This window comes from Sphingomonas sp. 179-I 2A4 NHS (assembly GCF_045369135.1).
In the GTDB taxonomy this organism is placed as follows: Bacteria; Pseudomonadota; Alphaproteobacteria; order Sphingomonadales; family Sphingomonadaceae; genus Sphingomonas.
In genome coordinates, this window is sequence record NZ_JBIQFL010000009.1 from 22,407 (window position 1) to 38,126 (window position 15,720).

The window sequence follows — 15,720 nt, forward strand, 5'->3', positions numbered from 1 at the left end:
GCATGCCGCCCGACACTCTCGTTCCCGCCTTCGCGCCATGGTTCGATCTTGCCGGGATGGCGGTGTTCGCCGCCTCGGGCGCGCTTGCAGCGGCGCGGCGCGGGCAGACGATGGTGACGCTCGTCTTCTTCGCGCTGATCACCGGCGTCGGCGGCGGTACGGTGCGCGATCTCCTGATCGGCGCGCCGGTATTCTGGATCGTCGACAGCCGCGTGCCCACCGCCTGCCTCACGGTCGCGATGATCATCTGGATCACGCCAGAACGCTGGTGGCGCGGCGCCGCGCTCGACTGGTTCGACGCCGTCGGGCTGGCAGCCTACGCCGTCTACGGTGCGTCCAAGGCGCTGCGCTATGGCGTGCCGCCCGTGCCCGCGTTCGTCATGGGGGTGGTGACGGCCTGTGTCGGCGGCATCATTCGTGACGTCTTGGCCGGCGAGCCGTCGATCCTGATGCGGCCGGAACTCTATGTCACCGCTGCGGCGCTCGCCGCCGCGCTCTATGTCGCGATGACCCTGCTGGGCATGCCGCCGGTCGCCGCCGCGATCATCGCCGCCGTCGCTGGCTTCGCGCTGCGCGCCGCCGCAATCCGCTGGCAGATCCATTTGCCCGCCTATCGCGGCAAGCGCTGAGTCCTCCCGCGTACCCAAGGAACCGTCACCCCGGCCCTAAGCCGGGGTCCCGCTCCTTCCCGGAAAGTCGGCCCTAAGCGCTCTGCCGCGCCCCCACATCGACGAACCGCCGCAACTCGGCCGGCGCCGCACCGCGCGCCGCCAGCGCGCACTGCCACAGTCCGATGTCCACCCACTGGCCGTGCTTGCGCCCCACCGCCTCCAGCACACCCGCGCGGCGAAATCCCAGCGCCTCGTGCAGCCGCACCGATCTATCGTTGGGCAGCGCGATCACCCCCATCGCCTCGGTGAATCCCTGCACCCGCAGAGTCGCCAGCAATGCACCATATAACGCGCGGCCCACGCCCCGCCCCTCCGCGGCGCCGGCGAGATAGATCGAGGTCTCGGTGACATAGCGATAGGCATCCCGCTCCCGGAAGCGACCGGCATAGGCATAGCCCAGCACCGGCTCTCCCTCGTTACCGGCGTCGCTCGCGACCAGCCAGGGATAGAACCCGTCCGACGAGGCCATCCGCTCGCGCATCTGCGCCGGCCCGGGCGCGGTCGCCTCGAACGAGACGACGCCGTCCGTCACGAACGGGGCGTAGATCGTCGCGATCGCGGCGGCATCCTCGGGCCTTGCCGCGCGGATCGCGATCGTCATCGCTGCGCCACGCCCACCACCAGGTTTGATACCCGCCCGCTCTTCAGCGTGCCGCGCATCCGCGCCCGCCGCGGCGGCGCACCCGGCGTTGCCTGCGTGCCATAGACGCTCAGCTCGCCCCCGCCGTCGGGCAGACAGCGCACGTCGAGCGACTGGATATCCGCCAGCCGCGCCGTCATTCGCCGCGCTTCGGCAAGCGAGCCGGCATCCACCGGCTGGCCGCCGATGGTCAGCCGGTCCAGCACCGCGCCGGTGCCCGCCAGCGGCGCCGCCGTCACCTGGATCTCATAGATCTCGGCCGGACAGGTGAAGCGCCCGCTCAGCGTCCGCGGCGAGGCGGGCTGCACCCCGGCCACTGGCGCGGGCGGCGCGGTGCCCACGCCCGGCGCCGCCTGCGCCAGCAGCAACGCGAGCAGGCTCATCGCCCGCTCACAGCCCCACGCGGGCCAGCACCGCCTCGAATAGCGTCACATCGCCGGTGCGTGCCGAAACCGGCCCCAGCCCGCCGCATTCCAGGCACCGCGCCTGGATGCCGCCGCCCATCGCCAGCCGGCGAACGTCGCCCACGGCCTTCGCCAGCACCTGCCGCTGCTCCCAAGCGATCCGCGCCAGCACGTCGGTCGGCGCCGCCGCATCGTCCTCCTCGCTGCCGATCTGCCGCGCCAGCTGCGCGGCCCAGCTCGGCTTCTTCTCCAGATACACCGGCTTCGCCTTGGCCGGATCCAGCTTCGCCCGGCGCGCGGCCTCGGCAATCGCATCGTTCACCGTGCCGAACCGGTCGACGAGGCCGATCTGCCGCGCGGTGCCGCCAGTCCACACCCGGCCCTGCGCGATCTCGTTCGCCCGCGCGACCGGCATCTTCCGCGATTGCGACACATAGGCCAGGAACCGCGAATAGCCGTGCTCGACGGTTGACTGGATCATCGCATTCGCTTCGGCGTCGATCCCGCCCAGCACGTCGGGCTGGCCGGCGAGCGGCGTCAGCTTCACGCCGTCGGTGGTCACGCCGATCTTGGCCAGCGTGTTCTCGAACGTCGGGATGATGCCGAAAATGCCGATCGATCCGGTGATCGTCCCCGGCTCGGCAAAGATCACGTCAGCGGGCGTCGACACCCAATAGCCGCCGGACGCCGCCAGCCCGCCCATCGAGACGACGATCGGCAGCCCCTGCCGCTTCGCCTCCATCAGTGCGACGCGGATCTTCTCCGACGCGGTCACCGAACCGCCCGGCGAATCGACCCGAACCACCAGCGCCTTCAGGTTCTTCTGCGCCAGCCCGTCATAGATGTACTTGGCGATCGTATCGCCGCCCGCGGTGCCAGGGCCCGCCTTGCCATCGACGATCTCGCCGGCGACCGTGACGACGCCCACCTCGCCCTTCGCCGGCAGCGGATCGGCGTTGATATAGGCGTCGAGTTTGATCTGCTTGTACCAGTTAACCGGCTTGCCCGTTTCCGTGCCCGCGATCTTCGCCACGCGCTGGTTGAACGCCAGCCGATCGCCCAGCTTGTCGACCAGGCCGGTCGCCAGGTTCGCCTGGCCGATGTCGCCGTTCGCCTGGCGCACCAGCTTGTCCGGCACTGTGAGCCAGTCGGCGTACTTCGCCTTCGGCCGATGCTTGGCGATCGCTTCCTTCCACTGTTCGAACAGGTTGCCGTACAGCGCCAGCGACGCCTCGCGCGATTCGGGGCTCTCGTCGGTGCGGGTATAGGGCTCGACCGCCGATTTGAACTTGCCCACGCGATAGACGTGGGTGGTGACGCCCAGCTTGTCGATCAGCCCCTTGTAGTAAAGCTGCGTGCCGCCCGGGCCACGGAAATAGGTGCCGCCCAGCGGATCCATCCAGATCTCGCTCGCCGCAGCCGCCAGCCGGTATCCGCCGTCGGTATAGCCGGTGGCATAGGCCAGCACCGGCTTGCCCGCCTGCCGCACCTGCGCCAGCGCATCGGCCACCTCGCCCAGCGTCGCCGGATAGGCGCCGCCGAAGCGATCGAGATCCAGCACGATCGCCTTCACCCGGTTGTCGTCCTTCGCCTTGTTGATCGCGCGGACCACGTCGCGGAGGCGATATTGCTGGCCGATCTCCTGGCCGGTCGCAAAGGCGAGCGGCGGGGTTTCCTCCGGCTGCTCGACGATCGGGCCGGCAAAATCCAGCACCAGCGCGCCGTCCTTGATGGCGGCAGGCGACTGGCGGCTGTTCAGCGCCGCGAACAGCAGGCCGAAGAACAGCAGCATCGCCACCAGCACCAGCGCGTCCTTGATGCCGACCAGCAGTTTCCACGCGCCGCGAACCAGTTTCATCCAGAATTCCTGCCTTGCCGCCGACTGGTCTAGCCGATGGTGTATGACATCAACAATACGGCCGGCGCGCCGTCAATCCGCAACGAACGCGTTGACTGTCCTGTCCTTGCGCACTTTGTCGCCTGCGAAGATCGTGCCGTTCATCGCGATCCACACGCCCGCCGGTGCCACCTGCGCCGCGGCGAAGGCCATGCCCAGGTTGAAGGTCGCGTCGCTTTCCGCAAAGCGCGCCGGCGCCAGTGCGCCGACCAGCACGATCGTCTTGTCCGCGATGCCGGCCAGCGCCTGCGCGGTCCCGGTCATCGTATCGGTGCCATGGGTGATCACGATGTGCCGCTCCGGCGCCTCGCGCACCGCGGCGGCGATCGCGGCGCGATCGTCGTCGGTCAGCTCCAGGCTGTCCTTGCGCATCAGCTCGACGCGCCGATAGGGCAGCGTCACCCGCGCGGTCTGCAGCAGCCGGTCAACCACGCTGTCGCCGATCTGGTACGTGCTCAGCGCGTCGAAATAGAGTTTGTCGATCGTCCCACCGGTGGTGAGGATCAGCACTTCCGCCACGCGCGGCTCCGTCGTTACCCGTCAAAGCCGCGCCATAGCCGACCATCGGCTACCGATGAAACGCCATTATCGTGCGTTTCCGGCCGGATCGCTCACGCGGCATAGCGCCGGATGTGCGCCCGCGCCGTCCCATCGCCCTGCGCCAGCACCCGCGCGCGGCGGAAGAATCCACCCAGCCGAAGCTCGGCCGTCAGCCCCATCGCGCCATGGATCTGCACCGCGCCCTCGCCCACGATGCGTGCCGCATCGTCGCACACCACGCGCGCTGCGGAAACGGCGCGCGTGCGGTCCTCGCCCTCCATCGCGTCGATCGCCACGCCAGTGATGGCATCGGCCTGCTCCAGGATCATCGCCATGTCCGCCATGCGGTGGCGCAGCGCCTGGAAGCTCGCGATCGCGACGCCGAACTGGCGGCGCTCCTTGGAGAAGGTCGCCGCGTCGCGCAGCATCGTGCGGCACAGGCCGACAATCTCGGCGCAATGCAGCACCGTCAGCGCATCCTCCGCCCAGCCGCGGCGATCCGCGTCATTGGCCAGCGCCAGCGCCGCTCCGGGCGTATCGGCGCGCGGGCCATTGCCGCCGCGCGCGCCAAGCCGCGTCGCTGCCCAATGCTCCGCCCAGGGCAGGATGACATTGGCACGCCCGAAGGCCGCCGCGACCACGGCCGCATCGCGCAGCTCGGTGCCAAGCCCGCCTTCGTCGTCCGCCACGCCAAGCCCGTCGAGCCCGGCCGCGACCACGGTGCGGTTCCAGTCGGCCCCGCCATCGGCCAGCGAGGCGTCCAGGCTCTCGGCTAGCATCCGCTGTTCATCGCTGCGTGCAAAGCTCATCAATTCACCCTCCGATCGAGTCCGGCCCAGAATGGTTCGCGCAGCGTCCGGCGCAGGATCTTGCCGGACGGGTTACGCGGCAGCGCCTCGATGAAGTCGACGCTCTTGGGGCATTTGAAGCCGGCGATCCGCTCGCGGGCGTGGCCGATGATTGCTGCCTCGTCCGCTTCTGCGCCGGGCTTCAGCACCACCATCGCCTTCACCGCCTCGCCCCATTTCGGGTCCGGCACGCCGATCACCGCGACGTCCGCCACCGCCGGGTGGCCGTAGATCGCGCTCTCCACCTCCGCGGGATAGACGTTCTCCGCGCCGGTGATGATCATGTCCTTGATGCGGTCCTGGATGTGGAGATAACCCTCCTCGTCGAGGATCCCCGCGTCGCCGGTGCGCAGCCAGCCGTCGCCGATCAGCGCCTTCGCGCTTTCCTCGGGCTTGTTCCAATAGCCGCGCGTATTGTTCGGGCTGCGGATCGCGACTTCGCCGATCTCGCCCGGCGGCAGATCATTTCCGTTCTCGTCCAGGATCCTGATCTCGACGCCCGGCAGCGGCTTGCCCGCCGCCGTCATTTTGTGCTCGCGCCCGGGCAGGTGATCCTCGGGCGGCAGCGCGACGATCGATCCCCACGTCTCGGTCATGCCATAGACCTGCACGAAGCCGCAGCCGATCCGTGCCACCGCCTGCTGAAGCAGCGGCAGGGGAATCGGGCTCGCTCCGTAGGACAGCGTCTCGATCGACGAGAAATCGGCCGTCGCCGCCTTGGGATGCTGCAACATCAGGCCGATCGCAGCGGGAACCAGGAACAGCCGCCGCACGCGGTGCGCGGCGATCGCGTCCATCACGTCGCCGGCATCATATTCGGCATGGATGATCAGTTCCTGTCCACTGTTCACCGCGCCCAGCGCCACGCCGACACCGCCGATATGGCCATACGGCATGGCGATGATCGTCGCGTCGCCCGGCTCGGCCAGCAGCCAGTCGATCCCCGCCTCGATCTGCGCCCGGCGCTGGCGGATGCCGTTCGCGTGGCTCAGCATCACGCCCTTCGGCGCGCCCGTGGTGCCGGACGTGTAAAGCTGCAGGACGACATCGTCCTCGGTGACCGTGACGGGTGGCGGCGCATCGCTTTGCGCGTCGCGCCAGCGGGCAAAGCCCTCGTCCAGCACGATCGTCTCGGCGATGCCATAATCGCGCGAAAAAGCGGGCTCGACGAACAGCACCGCGGCAGCCGCATCACGCAGGATCCCGTCGATCTCGGCCGGCGCCAGCCGCCAGATCACCGGCACCAGCGCCATGCCGGCGCGCGCCACGCCCAGTGCCAGTTCCACCGCCCAGTCACTGTTCTTGCCGACATAAGCGATGCGGTCGCCCTTCTGCAGGCCCATCGCGATCAGGCCGTTGGCGATCTGGCTCGCATGCCGGTCGAAGGTGGCATAATCAGTGACGCGATCCTCAAACCGCAGCGCCACCTGCGACGGCCGCTCTGCCGCATGCCGCGCCAGCGCCTCGCCGAATGTCGGCGGAAGATCCGTCATCTGCCCTCTCCCTCGCTTTTGTCGCAGGCCTTTAGCCTTGCGATCCTACCCTCGCGCTACTGGCAAGCCTGCCAGCCGCGCCAGCGATTGCAAGGGGCGCCGGCGCGGCGGGCAGGCCGCGCCAATACCTTTGAAGGGGAGCGGCGCGGCCCGGGCAGGCCGCGCCAGTACCTTCCAAGCGGAGCGGCGCGCCCCGAGCGGGCCGCGCCGCCGGGCCTGTCAGCCCCGCATGGTCGCGATGTCGATGACGAAGCGGTACTTCACGTCGCTGCGCAGCATCCGCTCATATGCCGCGTCGATCTCCTGCGCGGCGATCATCTCGATCTCGGAGACGATCCCGTGCTCGGCACAGAAATCGAGCATCTCCTGCGTCTCGGCGATGCCGCCGATCAGCGAGCCGGCGATATGCCGGCGCTTGAAGATCAGCGCCGATACGTCCGGCGACGGATGCGCATGCTCCGGCACGCCGACCAGCGTCAGCGTCCCCTCGCGCTTCAGCAGCGCGGTGAACGCGTCGAGGTTGTGGCTTGCCGCCACCGTATCCAGGATGAAGTCGAAGCTGTTCTCGTGCGCTGCCATCTCGTCGGGGTTGCGCGACACGACCACCTCGTCCGCACCCAGCGCCAGCGCATCCGCGCGCTTGCTCTCGGACGTGGTGAAGGCAACCACATGCGCGCCCAGCGCATGCGCCAGCTTCACGCCCATATGGCCAAGCCCGCCGATCCCGACGATGCCCACCTTCTTGCCCGGGCCGACATTCCAGTGGCGCAGCGGCGACCAGGTGGTGATGCCGGCGCACAGCAGCGGCGCGACGGCGGCCAGTTGATCCTCCGAATGGCGCACCTTCAGCACGAACTTGTCGCTGACGACGATCGATTGCGAATAGCCGCCCAGCGTGTGGCCCGGTGCATCCGGCGTCGGCGAATTATAGGTGCCGGTGAAGCCGTTCTCGCAATATTGCTCCACGCCCTCGGCGCACGAATGGCAATGCTGGCAGCTGTCGACCATGCAGCCGACGCCCACCACGTCGCCCACCACGAATTTCGTCACGTCGCTGCCGACGGCGCTGACACGCCCGACGATCTCGTGGCCCGGCACGCAAGGGTAGATCGTGCCGCTCCATTCCGACCGGATCTGGTGCAGGTCCGAATGGCAGACGCCGCAATATGCGATATCGATCTGCACGTCGTTCGGGCCGGGGGTGCGGCGCTCGATCGTGATCGGCTCGACGGGCTTGTCGGCGGCATAGGCGCCATAGGCCATGACGGTCATGGGCAGGTTCCTCCTTCTGAAATGGATCGGGCGGCCGGATCGGCCATGTCCCGAGGTCTTGGTCGGCTGCCGCTTCTCAGCGGCCCGCCTTCCTCGCGACGCCCAGATAGCGATGGCGGACCCCGTCGATTAGCCGCTATGATCTGCACGTGGTTGTGAACACAGCTCAGCAATGAACCGGCAGCATCTGGCAGAGCTTTCCGCCTTCCTCGCGGTTGGCCGCGAACGCAGCTTTACCCGTGCGGCGGCGCAGCTCGGCGTCACGCCCTCGGCGCTCAGCCACAGCATGCGCGCGCTGGAGGAGCGGCTCGGCGTCCGCCTGCTCAACCGCACCACCCGCAGCGTCACCCCGACCGAGGCGGGCGAGCGCCTGCTCCTGTCGCTCGCGCCGCGCTTCGCGGAGATCGAGGCGGAAGTCGCCGCGCTCAGCGCCTGGCGCGACAAGCCCGCCGGCACGGTGCGGATCAGCGCGGACGAAAACTCCTTCACCACCGTCCTCTGGCCGCGCCTGGCCCCGCTGCTGCGCGACTATCCCGACATCCATGTCGAGATCGCGACCGACTATCGCCTCACCGACATCGTGGCCGAGCGCTTCGATGCCGGCGTTCGCTTTGGGGAGATCATCGCCGGGGACATGATCGCCGTGCCGATCGGCCCGGACGAGCGGATGGTGGCCATCGCCTCCCCCGCCTATCTCGACGTGCACGGCCGCCCTGAGACGCTGGAGGCGCTCACCGCCCACCAGTGCATCAACCTTCGTCTTCCCACCTATGGCGGGCTCTACGCTTGGGAATTCGAGGAGGACGGCCGCGAACGCAAGGTGCGGGTCGAAGGCCAGCTGACCTTCTCGTCGGTCTTCTCGATCATGATGGCGGCCGTGCAAGGTTTCGGCATCGGCTATCTGCCGCAGGCCCTGGTGCAGCGTCACCTCGACAGCGGCGCGCTCGAAATCGTGCTGTCCCGCTACTCGCCGGCCTTCCCCGGCTACCATCTCTATTATCCCAGCCGACGCCAGCCGACGCCGGCATTCGCCCTCGTGCTCGAGGCATTGCGCTACCGCGGATAGGGAACTGCCATCCGCCAGCGACATTCCCGGTAAAGGAGACGCGGGCGATGGAGCGAGAGCGATGCCAAGCACCCGGATCGACCTGGTCGTCGGCACCTATAGGCGCCTTGGCGGGCGCGGCCTGATCCCGCTCACCTACGATCCCGCCGCTGACCGCTGGACACTCGGAGAGCCTGCCCCGATCACCAACGCCTCCTTCGGCGTCCATTCGGCCCGCCACAAGCTTCACTATTTCGTCGAGGAAGCGGACGTGGGGCGCGTCTCGAGTCACGCCGGGCCGCCGCTCGGCTGGCATCGCACCGCCCGCGTTCCAACAGAGGGCGCAGCGCCCTGCCACCTTGCGCTCAACCCCGCCCAGGATCGCCTCGCCGTCGCTAATTACGAAAGCGGCAGCGTCGGGCTCTTCCGGCTCGCCGAGGACGGCACGCCGATCACGCCGCCGGCCCTGTGCCAGTTGATTGGATCAGGGCCGAACCGCGAGCGGCAGGAACATTCGCACGCGCATTGGGTCGGGTTCGACGGCACAGGTCAGCGGCTTCACTGCGTTGATCTCGGCGGCGATCGCATCATTGGCTTTTCGCTGACCAACGACGACCTTTCCGAACCATTCGTCGCCTATCGTGCGCCATCCGGCACCGGTCCGCGCCATCTCGCCTACCGCCCTGGTACGCCCTTCGCGCTCCTGATCAGCGAACTCGCCTCGACGCTCACCGAGCTGCGCCTTGCCGAAGACGGCACTTTCGCGCCCCTGCACACCGTCTCCACCCTGCCCGCCGACGATCCCGACAGCCTCGGCGGCGCCATCGCGATCAACCGCGCCGGCACCTGCGTCTACGTCACCAATCGCGGCCATGACAGCATTGCGGTCTTCTCCCTCGACGGCGCCGAGCTTCGCCTCCTCCAGCACGTGCCAAGCGCTGGCGCCTCGCCGCGCCACATCCTGCTGCTGGAAGCGGCCGCGCGCCTGCTCGTCGCCAACGAGGAGGGCGGCACCGTCGCCGCCTTCGCGATCGAGGCGGACGGGCGACTTACGCCACATCCGCAAGTGATTTAAATTCCGGGCGCCGTCTTCCTGGCCGAGGTATAGGACCAGCGCGTCCGCCGCCGGCTTAGTCCATCGTGATGGCCACGAAGACCGCGCCGGTCTCTTCCTTGCGCTGCGCGGTATCGAACGCCTCGTTGATCCGATCGAGCGGGAAACGGTGCGTGATCATCTTCTTCACGTCGATCCGCCCCTTCGCGATCAGGTCCAGCACCATGCCCTGCTCGCGATAGATGTCGTGCATCGCGAAGCTTGCGCTCAGGATCAGTTGCACCTCGCTCATCTGCAGCCGCTGCCATTCGAGCGGGATCGACGTCTCGCCATCGTCGAACCCGCCCACGATCACCACCTTGCCGGCCCGCCGCACCATCCTGGTCGCTTGCGGCAGCGTGCGCGGCATCATCTCGCCGCCGACGCACTCGAACACGATGTCCGCGCCGCGCCCGCCGGTGAATGCCTTCACGCGCTCGACCGGATCCTCATTCGCGCTGTTGACCACCGCATCGGCGCCAAGCGCCTTCGCCAGCGCCAGCGCACTGTCGACCACATCGCAGATGATCACGTCGGCGCCGCTCGCCTTGGCCAGCATCATCTGCCCAAGGCCGATCGGCCCGGCACCGATCACCGCCACCTTGTCATTGATGCCAAGCCCCGACAGATGCTGGGCGTGCAAGCAGACCGAGAAAGTGTCGATCAGCGACGCTTCCTCGAAGCTGACGTGATCGGGCAGGCGATAGAATTTCTCGGCCGGCCCGACGACATATTCCGCATAGGCGCGCGATACATATTGCGTGCGCACGTCGTACAGATGCTCGCAGACATTGTAGCGCTGGATGCGGCAATAGTCGCACACGCCGTCGCCCATCACCGTCTCGATCACCACACGGTCGCCGGGACGGACGTTCGTCACGTCCTCGCCCACCTCCACCACCTCGCCGGCCAGTTCGTGGCCCATGATGTGGCATTCGAGCTCCGGCTCGTGCTTCTTCCAGTGGCGCAGATCCGTGCCGCAGATGCCGGCGACGCGAACGCGCGCCAGCACGAAGTTCGAGGCAGGGATGATCGGGCGCTCCGTCTCGGTGACGTCGAAAGTCCCCTCGGCCGTTTTCAGCGCGGCTTTCATTGCAGCATTGCTCCTGCGCGTTCAGCTGGTCTTCTGCACCCGCGGCTCGATGCGCAGGTCCACCACATCGGTGCGCGGTGAGCGGGTGAGTACCCAGACGATCGCATCGGCCACTTCCTCCGCATGGAGCATCTGGTCGTTCGCCACCGCCGCGCGTTTCTCTTCCTCGCTGCACTCCTGCATGTCGGTTTCGACTGACCCGGGCTGCACGACGCTGACCTTGATGTTCATGCCGGCCACTTCCTTGCGCAGCGTCTCGGCAAAGGCCTGCACGCCCGCCTTGGTGGCCGAATAGACGCTTTCGCCCTCGGCCTTGATCTCGGTACTGATCGATCCGACGAACAGCAGGTGCCCGCCGCCGTGCGGCTCCATCCGCTTGATCGCCGCGCGCGCGGCGGAAAGGTAGCCGATCAGATTGGCCTCGATCACGTAGCGCCAGTCGTCCTCCTCCATCTCGTGGATCGGGTCCGCGCCGAGCGCTGCGCTGGCGACCAGCATGTCGATCCCGCCCAGCTTCTGGTCGACCGCGGCGAACACCTTCTCGATCCCCTCGCGCGTCGCGGCATCCGCCGTCAGGCCGATCGCCTCGCCCGTGCTGCTGCCCTCCCGGGCATAGGCCAGCGCATCCGCGAGGCTCTTCTCGTGCCGGCCGAAGGTGAGCACGCGCGCGCCCGCGCCGACCAGCAGCGCCAGCGTCTCGCGGCCGATCCCGGTCGTCCCACCGGTAAGGAGTATCCGCTTTCCCTGCAGCGAGGTTCGTCTCACGGTCATTACGCTACTCCCAGATCAGGATCACCCGGCCGTTCGCCGGCACGTGGAAATCGAAGCGGTCTTTTTCGGTGCCGAATGGACGGATCACATCGCCCAGCGCGGTCATCACCTTCACCGGGGGCAGCTTGCGCCGTTTCAGCCGGACGATGCTGAGCAGGGCAACGCAGGCGTCTCCCCCGTCCAGCGTCAGTGCCAAGCTCTTGTCGGCGGTCCGCTCGGTGGCCCCCAGGAAGTGATCGCAATAAAGCTGGAACGGCGCGCCCTCGATCAGGTGGAACGCGCGCGTCGCGAAGACGAAGGCCGCGCCAGCGCCATACACTTCCTGCCCGACCTGCCCCGCTTCCTGGCCATCAGGGGTACAGATCCTCCACCGGGAAGGACAATTTGACGTCGATATGCCCGTTGCTGTCCCGCTGCTCGTCGGCAAGCGTGTCGCGCGGCAGGGCGTCGGGATAATAATACCAGGCGCGGTACAGTACGTAGCGGCAATATTCGGACACCAGCATCCGCACCGACGGATCCAGTTCAGGGCCGCTGCTCTTCAGGAAGCGCTCGAACGCCAGGAACGTCTCGAAACATTCGTACATCGCCATGTACGGCGCGTCCTGCAGGCACGTCACCGCCATGAAGTTCGAATAATGCCGGGCGTGGCCGATCTCGCTCTCCCACAATTGCGCGTTGTGGAAGAAGCTCGCCAGGAACACATAGGCCTGGTCGCGATAGACTTCCTCGTTGGTCACCCGCCACAGCCGCATGCAGGCGGCCGCGCCCCAGGCCGTCAGGTTCGCCTGGTAGTTGAGGTTGAAGCGCAGCCCCATGGCGGCATCCAGCGCCTTGCGCGCTTCGCTGAGGAACCACTCCTCCTCGCTCAGCTCGAACGCCTGCAGCATCACCCAGGCATAGATGCCGGCAACATCCGTCTGCCCGCGGTGGTCGACGGGCGCCGTCTTGGTGATCACCGAAAAGTCGGTGACGTCATACTGGATCGGCCACGTGTAGTTGAAGTGATGGGCGGCCTTGATCCCGAAGTCGATCGAATCGAAGAACAGCTTGCGCGCCTGTTCGTCGCCCGCCAGCGCCAGGTTCGAAAGGTTGAGCAGCGGGTGATAGAGGTACCAGCTGTCGACCTCGTTCGCGTCCTTGTCCTTGCCGACATTGGGCAGGTAACGCCGGATCGTCTTCAGCTTCGCGTCGTAGAATTTCGCGAGCCCCGCGGTCAGCTCGCGCTCCAGCGGGTGCGGCTCCCCGCGCCACGCGCCCCAGTCGTGGATGGCGGCGGCCACCGACAGCTGCACCATGCTGTCCGGGTATTCGCTCGCGGTATAGGGGTGCAGGTAGCGATGGCCATAATGCCGGATGGTCGCTTCCGGCGCTTCATCGAGGTCGCGCAACGTTCGCTCGGATCGCGCAACCCAGTCGCGATAGGTAGTGCCGGGCAATTCGAGCGTCCGATAGACCGCGCCCAGCATCTGCAGGAACTGCCGCGCGGAGCCGCGTTCGTCTTCCGGCGGATCGGAACGGAACACCAGGATCGCATCCGATAGCGTGACCTCCACGCCGGCCGGCAAAGGATGCTCCGCGTCCGTCGCCGGCGGCATGAGATAGCCAAGCTCCGGCCAGCTCCCGCCCACCGTTTCGACGGGGTCGGTGCCCGTGGCAGTGAAATAGCCGTTCAGCGCCGTGAAGTTCTGGAAGTACAGCACCCGGCCGAACGCCGGCTCGTGGATATGGAAATACAGGAGCCCGCTGTTCGGTCCGCGCTGCTGCGCCTCCACCTTGCCGACGGCGCCGAGGGGATCATCCTCCGCATCCAGCGGGTAAAGGTCGCGTGGCGTATAAGGCAGGATGATCGGTGCCGCCGGGGTGAAAAGGGTGGTCACCCGCAGGTTGTCCAGCGCTGCGCCGCACGCCTTCACCGTCACGCGGTGGGTGCCAAGCAGGCTGGTGATCTCGAACTCCACCGCCTGCGCATCGCTCGGCTGCGTCTTGGCATACTCAAAGGCGCCGCCGAGATACGCCGCCCGTACGGCCAAGCCGCCATGCCCCGCCCGGCGCACGATCACCCACACCGAATCGTCCGCGGCGCGTGCTTCGACGGATAGCTCCCCCAGGCGAAGTGTCCCGATGCGCTTGCCCAATCCGTGCGACGCGGCTTCACGGAACGCGAGGAGCGAAGGGGTCTCTGCATTCAGGTCAGGTGGCAGGATGTCGGTGGTCAATGCGCATGCCCTCGAAGCCATGTCCGATCTGATCGAAATCTGATCACGGCCTCAGGGTTCCGCCGTTTCAGCTGGCTCGTGACTCAGGTTAAGAAGATTGTTCCGCTCGCGTTGCGGACTTGTCTCCTGAGCCCACTGTCCGCGGCACTTCGTCGCAAGTCATTGAATTTGCGCCCGCACTCCCCACATCCGCTTCACTGTTCAACAACGGAAAGGAGGTGGTCGAATGTCTCATTGTCTCACGCCGCTGACGGCAACGCTGATGGGTGCGACTTCCACCGCGGGGGTCCTCGCCTGACGACGGCCGTCACTGGCTGACAATGGAAGGGCCGCTCCCGCAAAGGAGCGGCCCTTCGTGTTTCGGGCAACGCTCCTTGGTCGCTTTACTGGCGCCGACACGCTAAGCGGCTGGCATGCATTTCCTCGATCAAGCAAAGATCTTCGTTCGCTCCGGCGCCGGTGGCCCCGGGGCGGTCAGTTTCCGACGTGAAAAGTTCATCGAATATGGCGGCCCGGACGGCGGTAACGGCGGCAAGGGCGGCGACGTCATCTTCGAAGCAGTGGCCGGCCTGAACACGCTGATCGACTTTCGCTACACCCAGCATTTCCGGGCCGAGCGCGGCCACGGCGGGGCAGGCTCGAACCGCACCGGCGCCGGCGGCGAGGATCTGGTGATCAAGGTGCCGGTCGGCACCCAGGTGCTCGCCGATGACGAGGAGCGCACCCTGCTGCTTGATCTGGTCGAGGTCGGCCAACGCGAGGTGTTCCTGCGCGGCGGCGACGGCGGCCGCGGCAACGCGAGCTACAAGACCTCCACCAATCGTGCGCCGCGCCAGCACGGCACGGGCTGGCCGCACGAGGAAGCCTGGGTGTGGCTGCGCCTGAAGTTGCTCGCCGACGCCGGGCTCGTCGGCCTGCCGAACGCCGGCAAGTCGACCTTCATCAACGCGGTGACCAACGCGCAGGCGAAGGTCGGCGCCTATGCCTTCACCACCACTCGCCCGCAGCTCGGCGTGGTGCGGCACAAGGGCCAGGAGTTCGTCGTCGCGGACATCCCCGGTCTGATCGAGGGCGCCGCCGAAGGTGCCGGTATCGGCGATCGCTTCCTTGGCCATATCGAGCGCTGCCGCGTCCTGCTGCACCTCGTCGACGCCAATGACGCCGACGTGGCGGAGAGCTACCGCATCGTCCGCGACGAGCTCATGGCCTACGGTGGCGGGCTGGAAGACAAGCCGGTCGTCGTCGCGCTGAACAAGATCGACACGCTCGACGACGAGCTGATCGAGGCCCTCTCAGCCGAGCTTCAGGAAGCCAGCGGCGCCGAAGTGATCCCGATCTCCGGCGCCAGCGGCACCGGGGTCGACTGGGTACTCGACAAGCTGCTGGAGGCGATCGGCCCCGATCACGCCCGCGTCTCGGAAGATGACGAGGGCGAGGAACCGGTGGAGTGGTCTCCGGTCTGAACCGCAGCGCCCGCGCCCGCCGGTGGCTTGCACCGGCGGCAGCGGCAGCGTGCCTGGCGGCGCTCGCCTTCGTAGCGCCGCGACTCGCGCTTCTCGGCGCGATCCTCCTCTCGATCTGGTGGGTCGCACGGCGGGACGATGGCGTCGGCACCTGGGGCGTGCTCTACGTGCTCCTGCTGATGATCGCTGCAGTGCTCGCGCTGCTGGTCGCCGGCCTTGCGCTGATCCATCGGCTGCTCGGCGGCTGAGCGCCCGGCTTGGCAAGCCACGG

16 protein-coding genes are annotated in these 15,720 nt (G+C 67.6%); 5 read left to right on the forward strand and 11 right to left on the reverse strand.

What is annotated here, in order from left to right:
- Positions 1-2: 2 nt before the first annotated feature.
- Positions 3-629, forward strand: coding sequence for a trimeric intracellular cation channel family protein (locus ACH0CP_RS14470; protein WP_294442826.1), 627 nt, complete (start codon positions 3-5; stop codon positions 627-629).
- A 73-nt stretch (positions 630-702) separates the two neighbouring features.
- Here ACH0CP_RS14470 and ACH0CP_RS14475 read toward each other — a convergent pair whose 3' ends face one another.
- The 7 genes from ACH0CP_RS14475 to ACH0CP_RS14505 form a co-directional block, all read right to left on the reverse strand.
- Entirely contained in the window at positions 703-1,272 is a 570-nt protein-coding gene (locus tag ACH0CP_RS14475; protein WP_294442825.1) for a GNAT family N-acetyltransferase, read from the reverse strand.
- Entirely contained in the window at positions 1,269-1,694 is a 426-nt protein-coding gene (locus tag ACH0CP_RS14480; RefSeq protein WP_294442823.1) for a hypothetical protein, read from the reverse strand. Before ACH0CP_RS14480 ends, ACH0CP_RS14475 begins: the two co-directional genes overlap by 4 nt.
- 7 nt (positions 1,695-1,701) lie before the next feature.
- The gene (gene sppA, locus ACH0CP_RS14485; RefSeq protein ID WP_294442822.1) at positions 1,702-3,573 is read right to left on the reverse strand and encodes a signal peptide peptidase SppA; all 1,872 of its coding nucleotides are present in this window, start codon (positions 3,571-3,573) and stop codon (positions 1,702-1,704) included.
- A 72-nt stretch (positions 3,574-3,645) separates the two neighbouring features.
- The gene (locus tag ACH0CP_RS14490) at positions 3,646-4,131 is read right to left on the reverse strand and encodes an asparaginase domain-containing protein (RefSeq protein ID WP_294442821.1); all 486 of its coding nucleotides are present in this window, start codon (positions 4,129-4,131) and stop codon (positions 3,646-3,648) included.
- 92 nt (positions 4,132-4,223) lie between these two features.
- Entirely contained in the window at positions 4,224-4,961 is a 738-nt protein-coding gene (locus ACH0CP_RS14495; RefSeq protein ID WP_294442820.1) for an acyl-CoA dehydrogenase family protein, read from the reverse strand.
- Positions 4,961-6,493, reverse strand: a complete 1,533-nt coding sequence (locus tag ACH0CP_RS14500; RefSeq protein ID WP_406875761.1) for a fatty acid--CoA ligase — start codon at positions 6,491-6,493, stop codon at positions 4,961-4,963. The genes ACH0CP_RS14495 and ACH0CP_RS14500 overlap by 1 nt, the downstream gene beginning before the upstream one ends.
- 219 nt (positions 6,494-6,712) lie before the next feature.
- The gene (locus ACH0CP_RS14505) at positions 6,713-7,765 is read right to left on the reverse strand and encodes an NAD(P)-dependent alcohol dehydrogenase (RefSeq protein ID WP_294442818.1); all 1,053 of its coding nucleotides are present in this window, start codon (positions 7,763-7,765) and stop codon (positions 6,713-6,715) included.
- A 172-nt stretch (positions 7,766-7,937) separates the two neighbouring features.
- Between ACH0CP_RS14505 and ACH0CP_RS14510 the strand changes: the two genes are divergently transcribed.
- Positions 7,938-8,831, forward strand: a complete 894-nt coding sequence (locus ACH0CP_RS14510) for a LysR family transcriptional regulator (RefSeq protein ID WP_294442817.1) — start codon at positions 7,938-7,940, stop codon at positions 8,829-8,831.
- A 61-nt stretch (positions 8,832-8,892) separates the two neighbouring features.
- Positions 8,893-9,885 (forward strand): beta-propeller fold lactonase family protein, encoded by a 993-nt coding sequence (locus ACH0CP_RS14515; protein ID WP_294442816.1) that lies wholly within the window; start codon positions 8,893-8,895, stop codon positions 9,883-9,885.
- Positions 9,886-9,940: 55 nt separating this feature from the next.
- Here the strand turns inward: ACH0CP_RS14515 and ACH0CP_RS14520 are convergent, their stop codons facing one another.
- The 4 genes from ACH0CP_RS14520 to ACH0CP_RS14535 are packed head-to-tail and all read right to left on the reverse strand — an operon-like array spanning position 9,941 to position 13,986.
- Positions 9,941-10,996, reverse strand: a complete 1,056-nt coding sequence (locus ACH0CP_RS14520; RefSeq protein WP_294442815.1) for a zinc-binding dehydrogenase — start codon at positions 10,994-10,996, stop codon at positions 9,941-9,943.
- A 21-nt stretch (positions 10,997-11,017) separates the two neighbouring features.
- A complete protein-coding gene (locus ACH0CP_RS14525; protein ID WP_294442814.1) occupies positions 11,018-11,767 on the reverse strand; it encodes an SDR family oxidoreductase in 750 nt (249 codons plus the stop codon).
- Between the two features lie 4 nt (positions 11,768-11,771).
- Positions 11,772-12,086 carry a hypothetical protein gene (locus ACH0CP_RS14530; RefSeq protein WP_294442813.1) on the reverse strand — a complete coding sequence of 105 codons (315 nt, stop codon included), beginning with the start codon at positions 12,084-12,086 and terminating at the stop codon, positions 11,772-11,774.
- A 31-nt stretch (positions 12,087-12,117) separates the two neighbouring features.
- Positions 12,118-13,986, reverse strand: a complete 1,869-nt coding sequence (locus ACH0CP_RS14535; RefSeq protein ID WP_406875762.1) for a hypothetical protein — start codon at positions 13,984-13,986, stop codon at positions 12,118-12,120.
- A 413-nt stretch (positions 13,987-14,399) separates the two neighbouring features.
- Between ACH0CP_RS14535 and obgE the strand changes: the two genes are divergently transcribed.
- Positions 14,400-15,449 carry a GTPase ObgE gene (obgE, locus tag ACH0CP_RS14540; RefSeq protein ID WP_294442811.1) on the forward strand — a complete coding sequence of 350 codons (1,050 nt, stop codon included), beginning with the start codon at positions 14,400-14,402 and terminating at the stop codon, positions 15,447-15,449.
- Complete coding sequence (locus ACH0CP_RS14545; protein WP_294442809.1) at positions 15,434-15,697, forward strand: hypothetical protein; 264 nt, start codon at positions 15,434-15,436, stop codon at positions 15,695-15,697. The genes obgE and ACH0CP_RS14545 overlap by 16 nt, the downstream gene beginning before the upstream one ends.
- Positions 15,698-15,720 lie beyond the last annotated feature (23 nt).

Bases quoted from the DNA above. Each gene is read 5' to 3' on its own strand.
- ACH0CP_RS14470 (WP_294442826.1), top strand. From the start codon at position 3: ATGCCGCCCGACACTCTCGTTCCCGCCTTCGCGCCATGGTTCGATCTT.
- ACH0CP_RS14475 (WP_294442825.1), bottom strand. From the start codon at position 1,272: ATGACGATCGCGATCCGCGCGGCAAGGCCCGAGGATGCCGCCGCGATC.
- ACH0CP_RS14480 (WP_294442823.1), bottom strand. From the start codon at position 1,694: ATGAGCCTGCTCGCGTTGCTGCTGGCGCAGGCGGCGCCGGGCGTGGGC.
- sppA (WP_294442822.1), bottom strand. From the start codon at position 3,573: ATGAAACTGGTTCGCGGCGCGTGGAAACTGCTGGTCGGCATCAAGGAC.
- ACH0CP_RS14495 (WP_294442820.1), bottom strand. From the start codon at position 4,961: ATGAGCTTTGCACGCAGCGATGAACAGCGGATGCTAGCCGAGAGCCTG.
- ACH0CP_RS14500 (WP_406875761.1), bottom strand. From the start codon at position 6,493: ATGACGGATCTTCCGCCGACATTCGGCGAGGCGCTGGCGCGGCATGCG.
- ACH0CP_RS14505 (WP_294442818.1), bottom strand. From the start codon at position 7,765: ATGACCGTCATGGCCTATGGCGCCTATGCCGCCGACAAGCCCGTCGAG.
- ACH0CP_RS14510 (WP_294442817.1), top strand. From the start codon at position 7,938: ATGAACCGGCAGCATCTGGCAGAGCTTTCCGCCTTCCTCGCGGTTGGC.
- ACH0CP_RS14515 (WP_294442816.1), top strand. From the start codon at position 8,893: ATGCCAAGCACCCGGATCGACCTGGTCGTCGGCACCTATAGGCGCCTT.
- ACH0CP_RS14520 (WP_294442815.1), bottom strand. From the start codon at position 10,996: ATGAAAGCCGCGCTGAAAACGGCCGAGGGGACTTTCGACGTCACCGAG.
- ACH0CP_RS14525 (WP_294442814.1), bottom strand. From the start codon at position 11,767: ATGACCGTGAGACGAACCTCGCTGCAGGGAAAGCGGATACTCCTTACC.
- obgE (WP_294442811.1), top strand. From the start codon at position 14,400: ATGCATTTCCTCGATCAAGCAAAGATCTTCGTTCGCTCCGGCGCCGGT.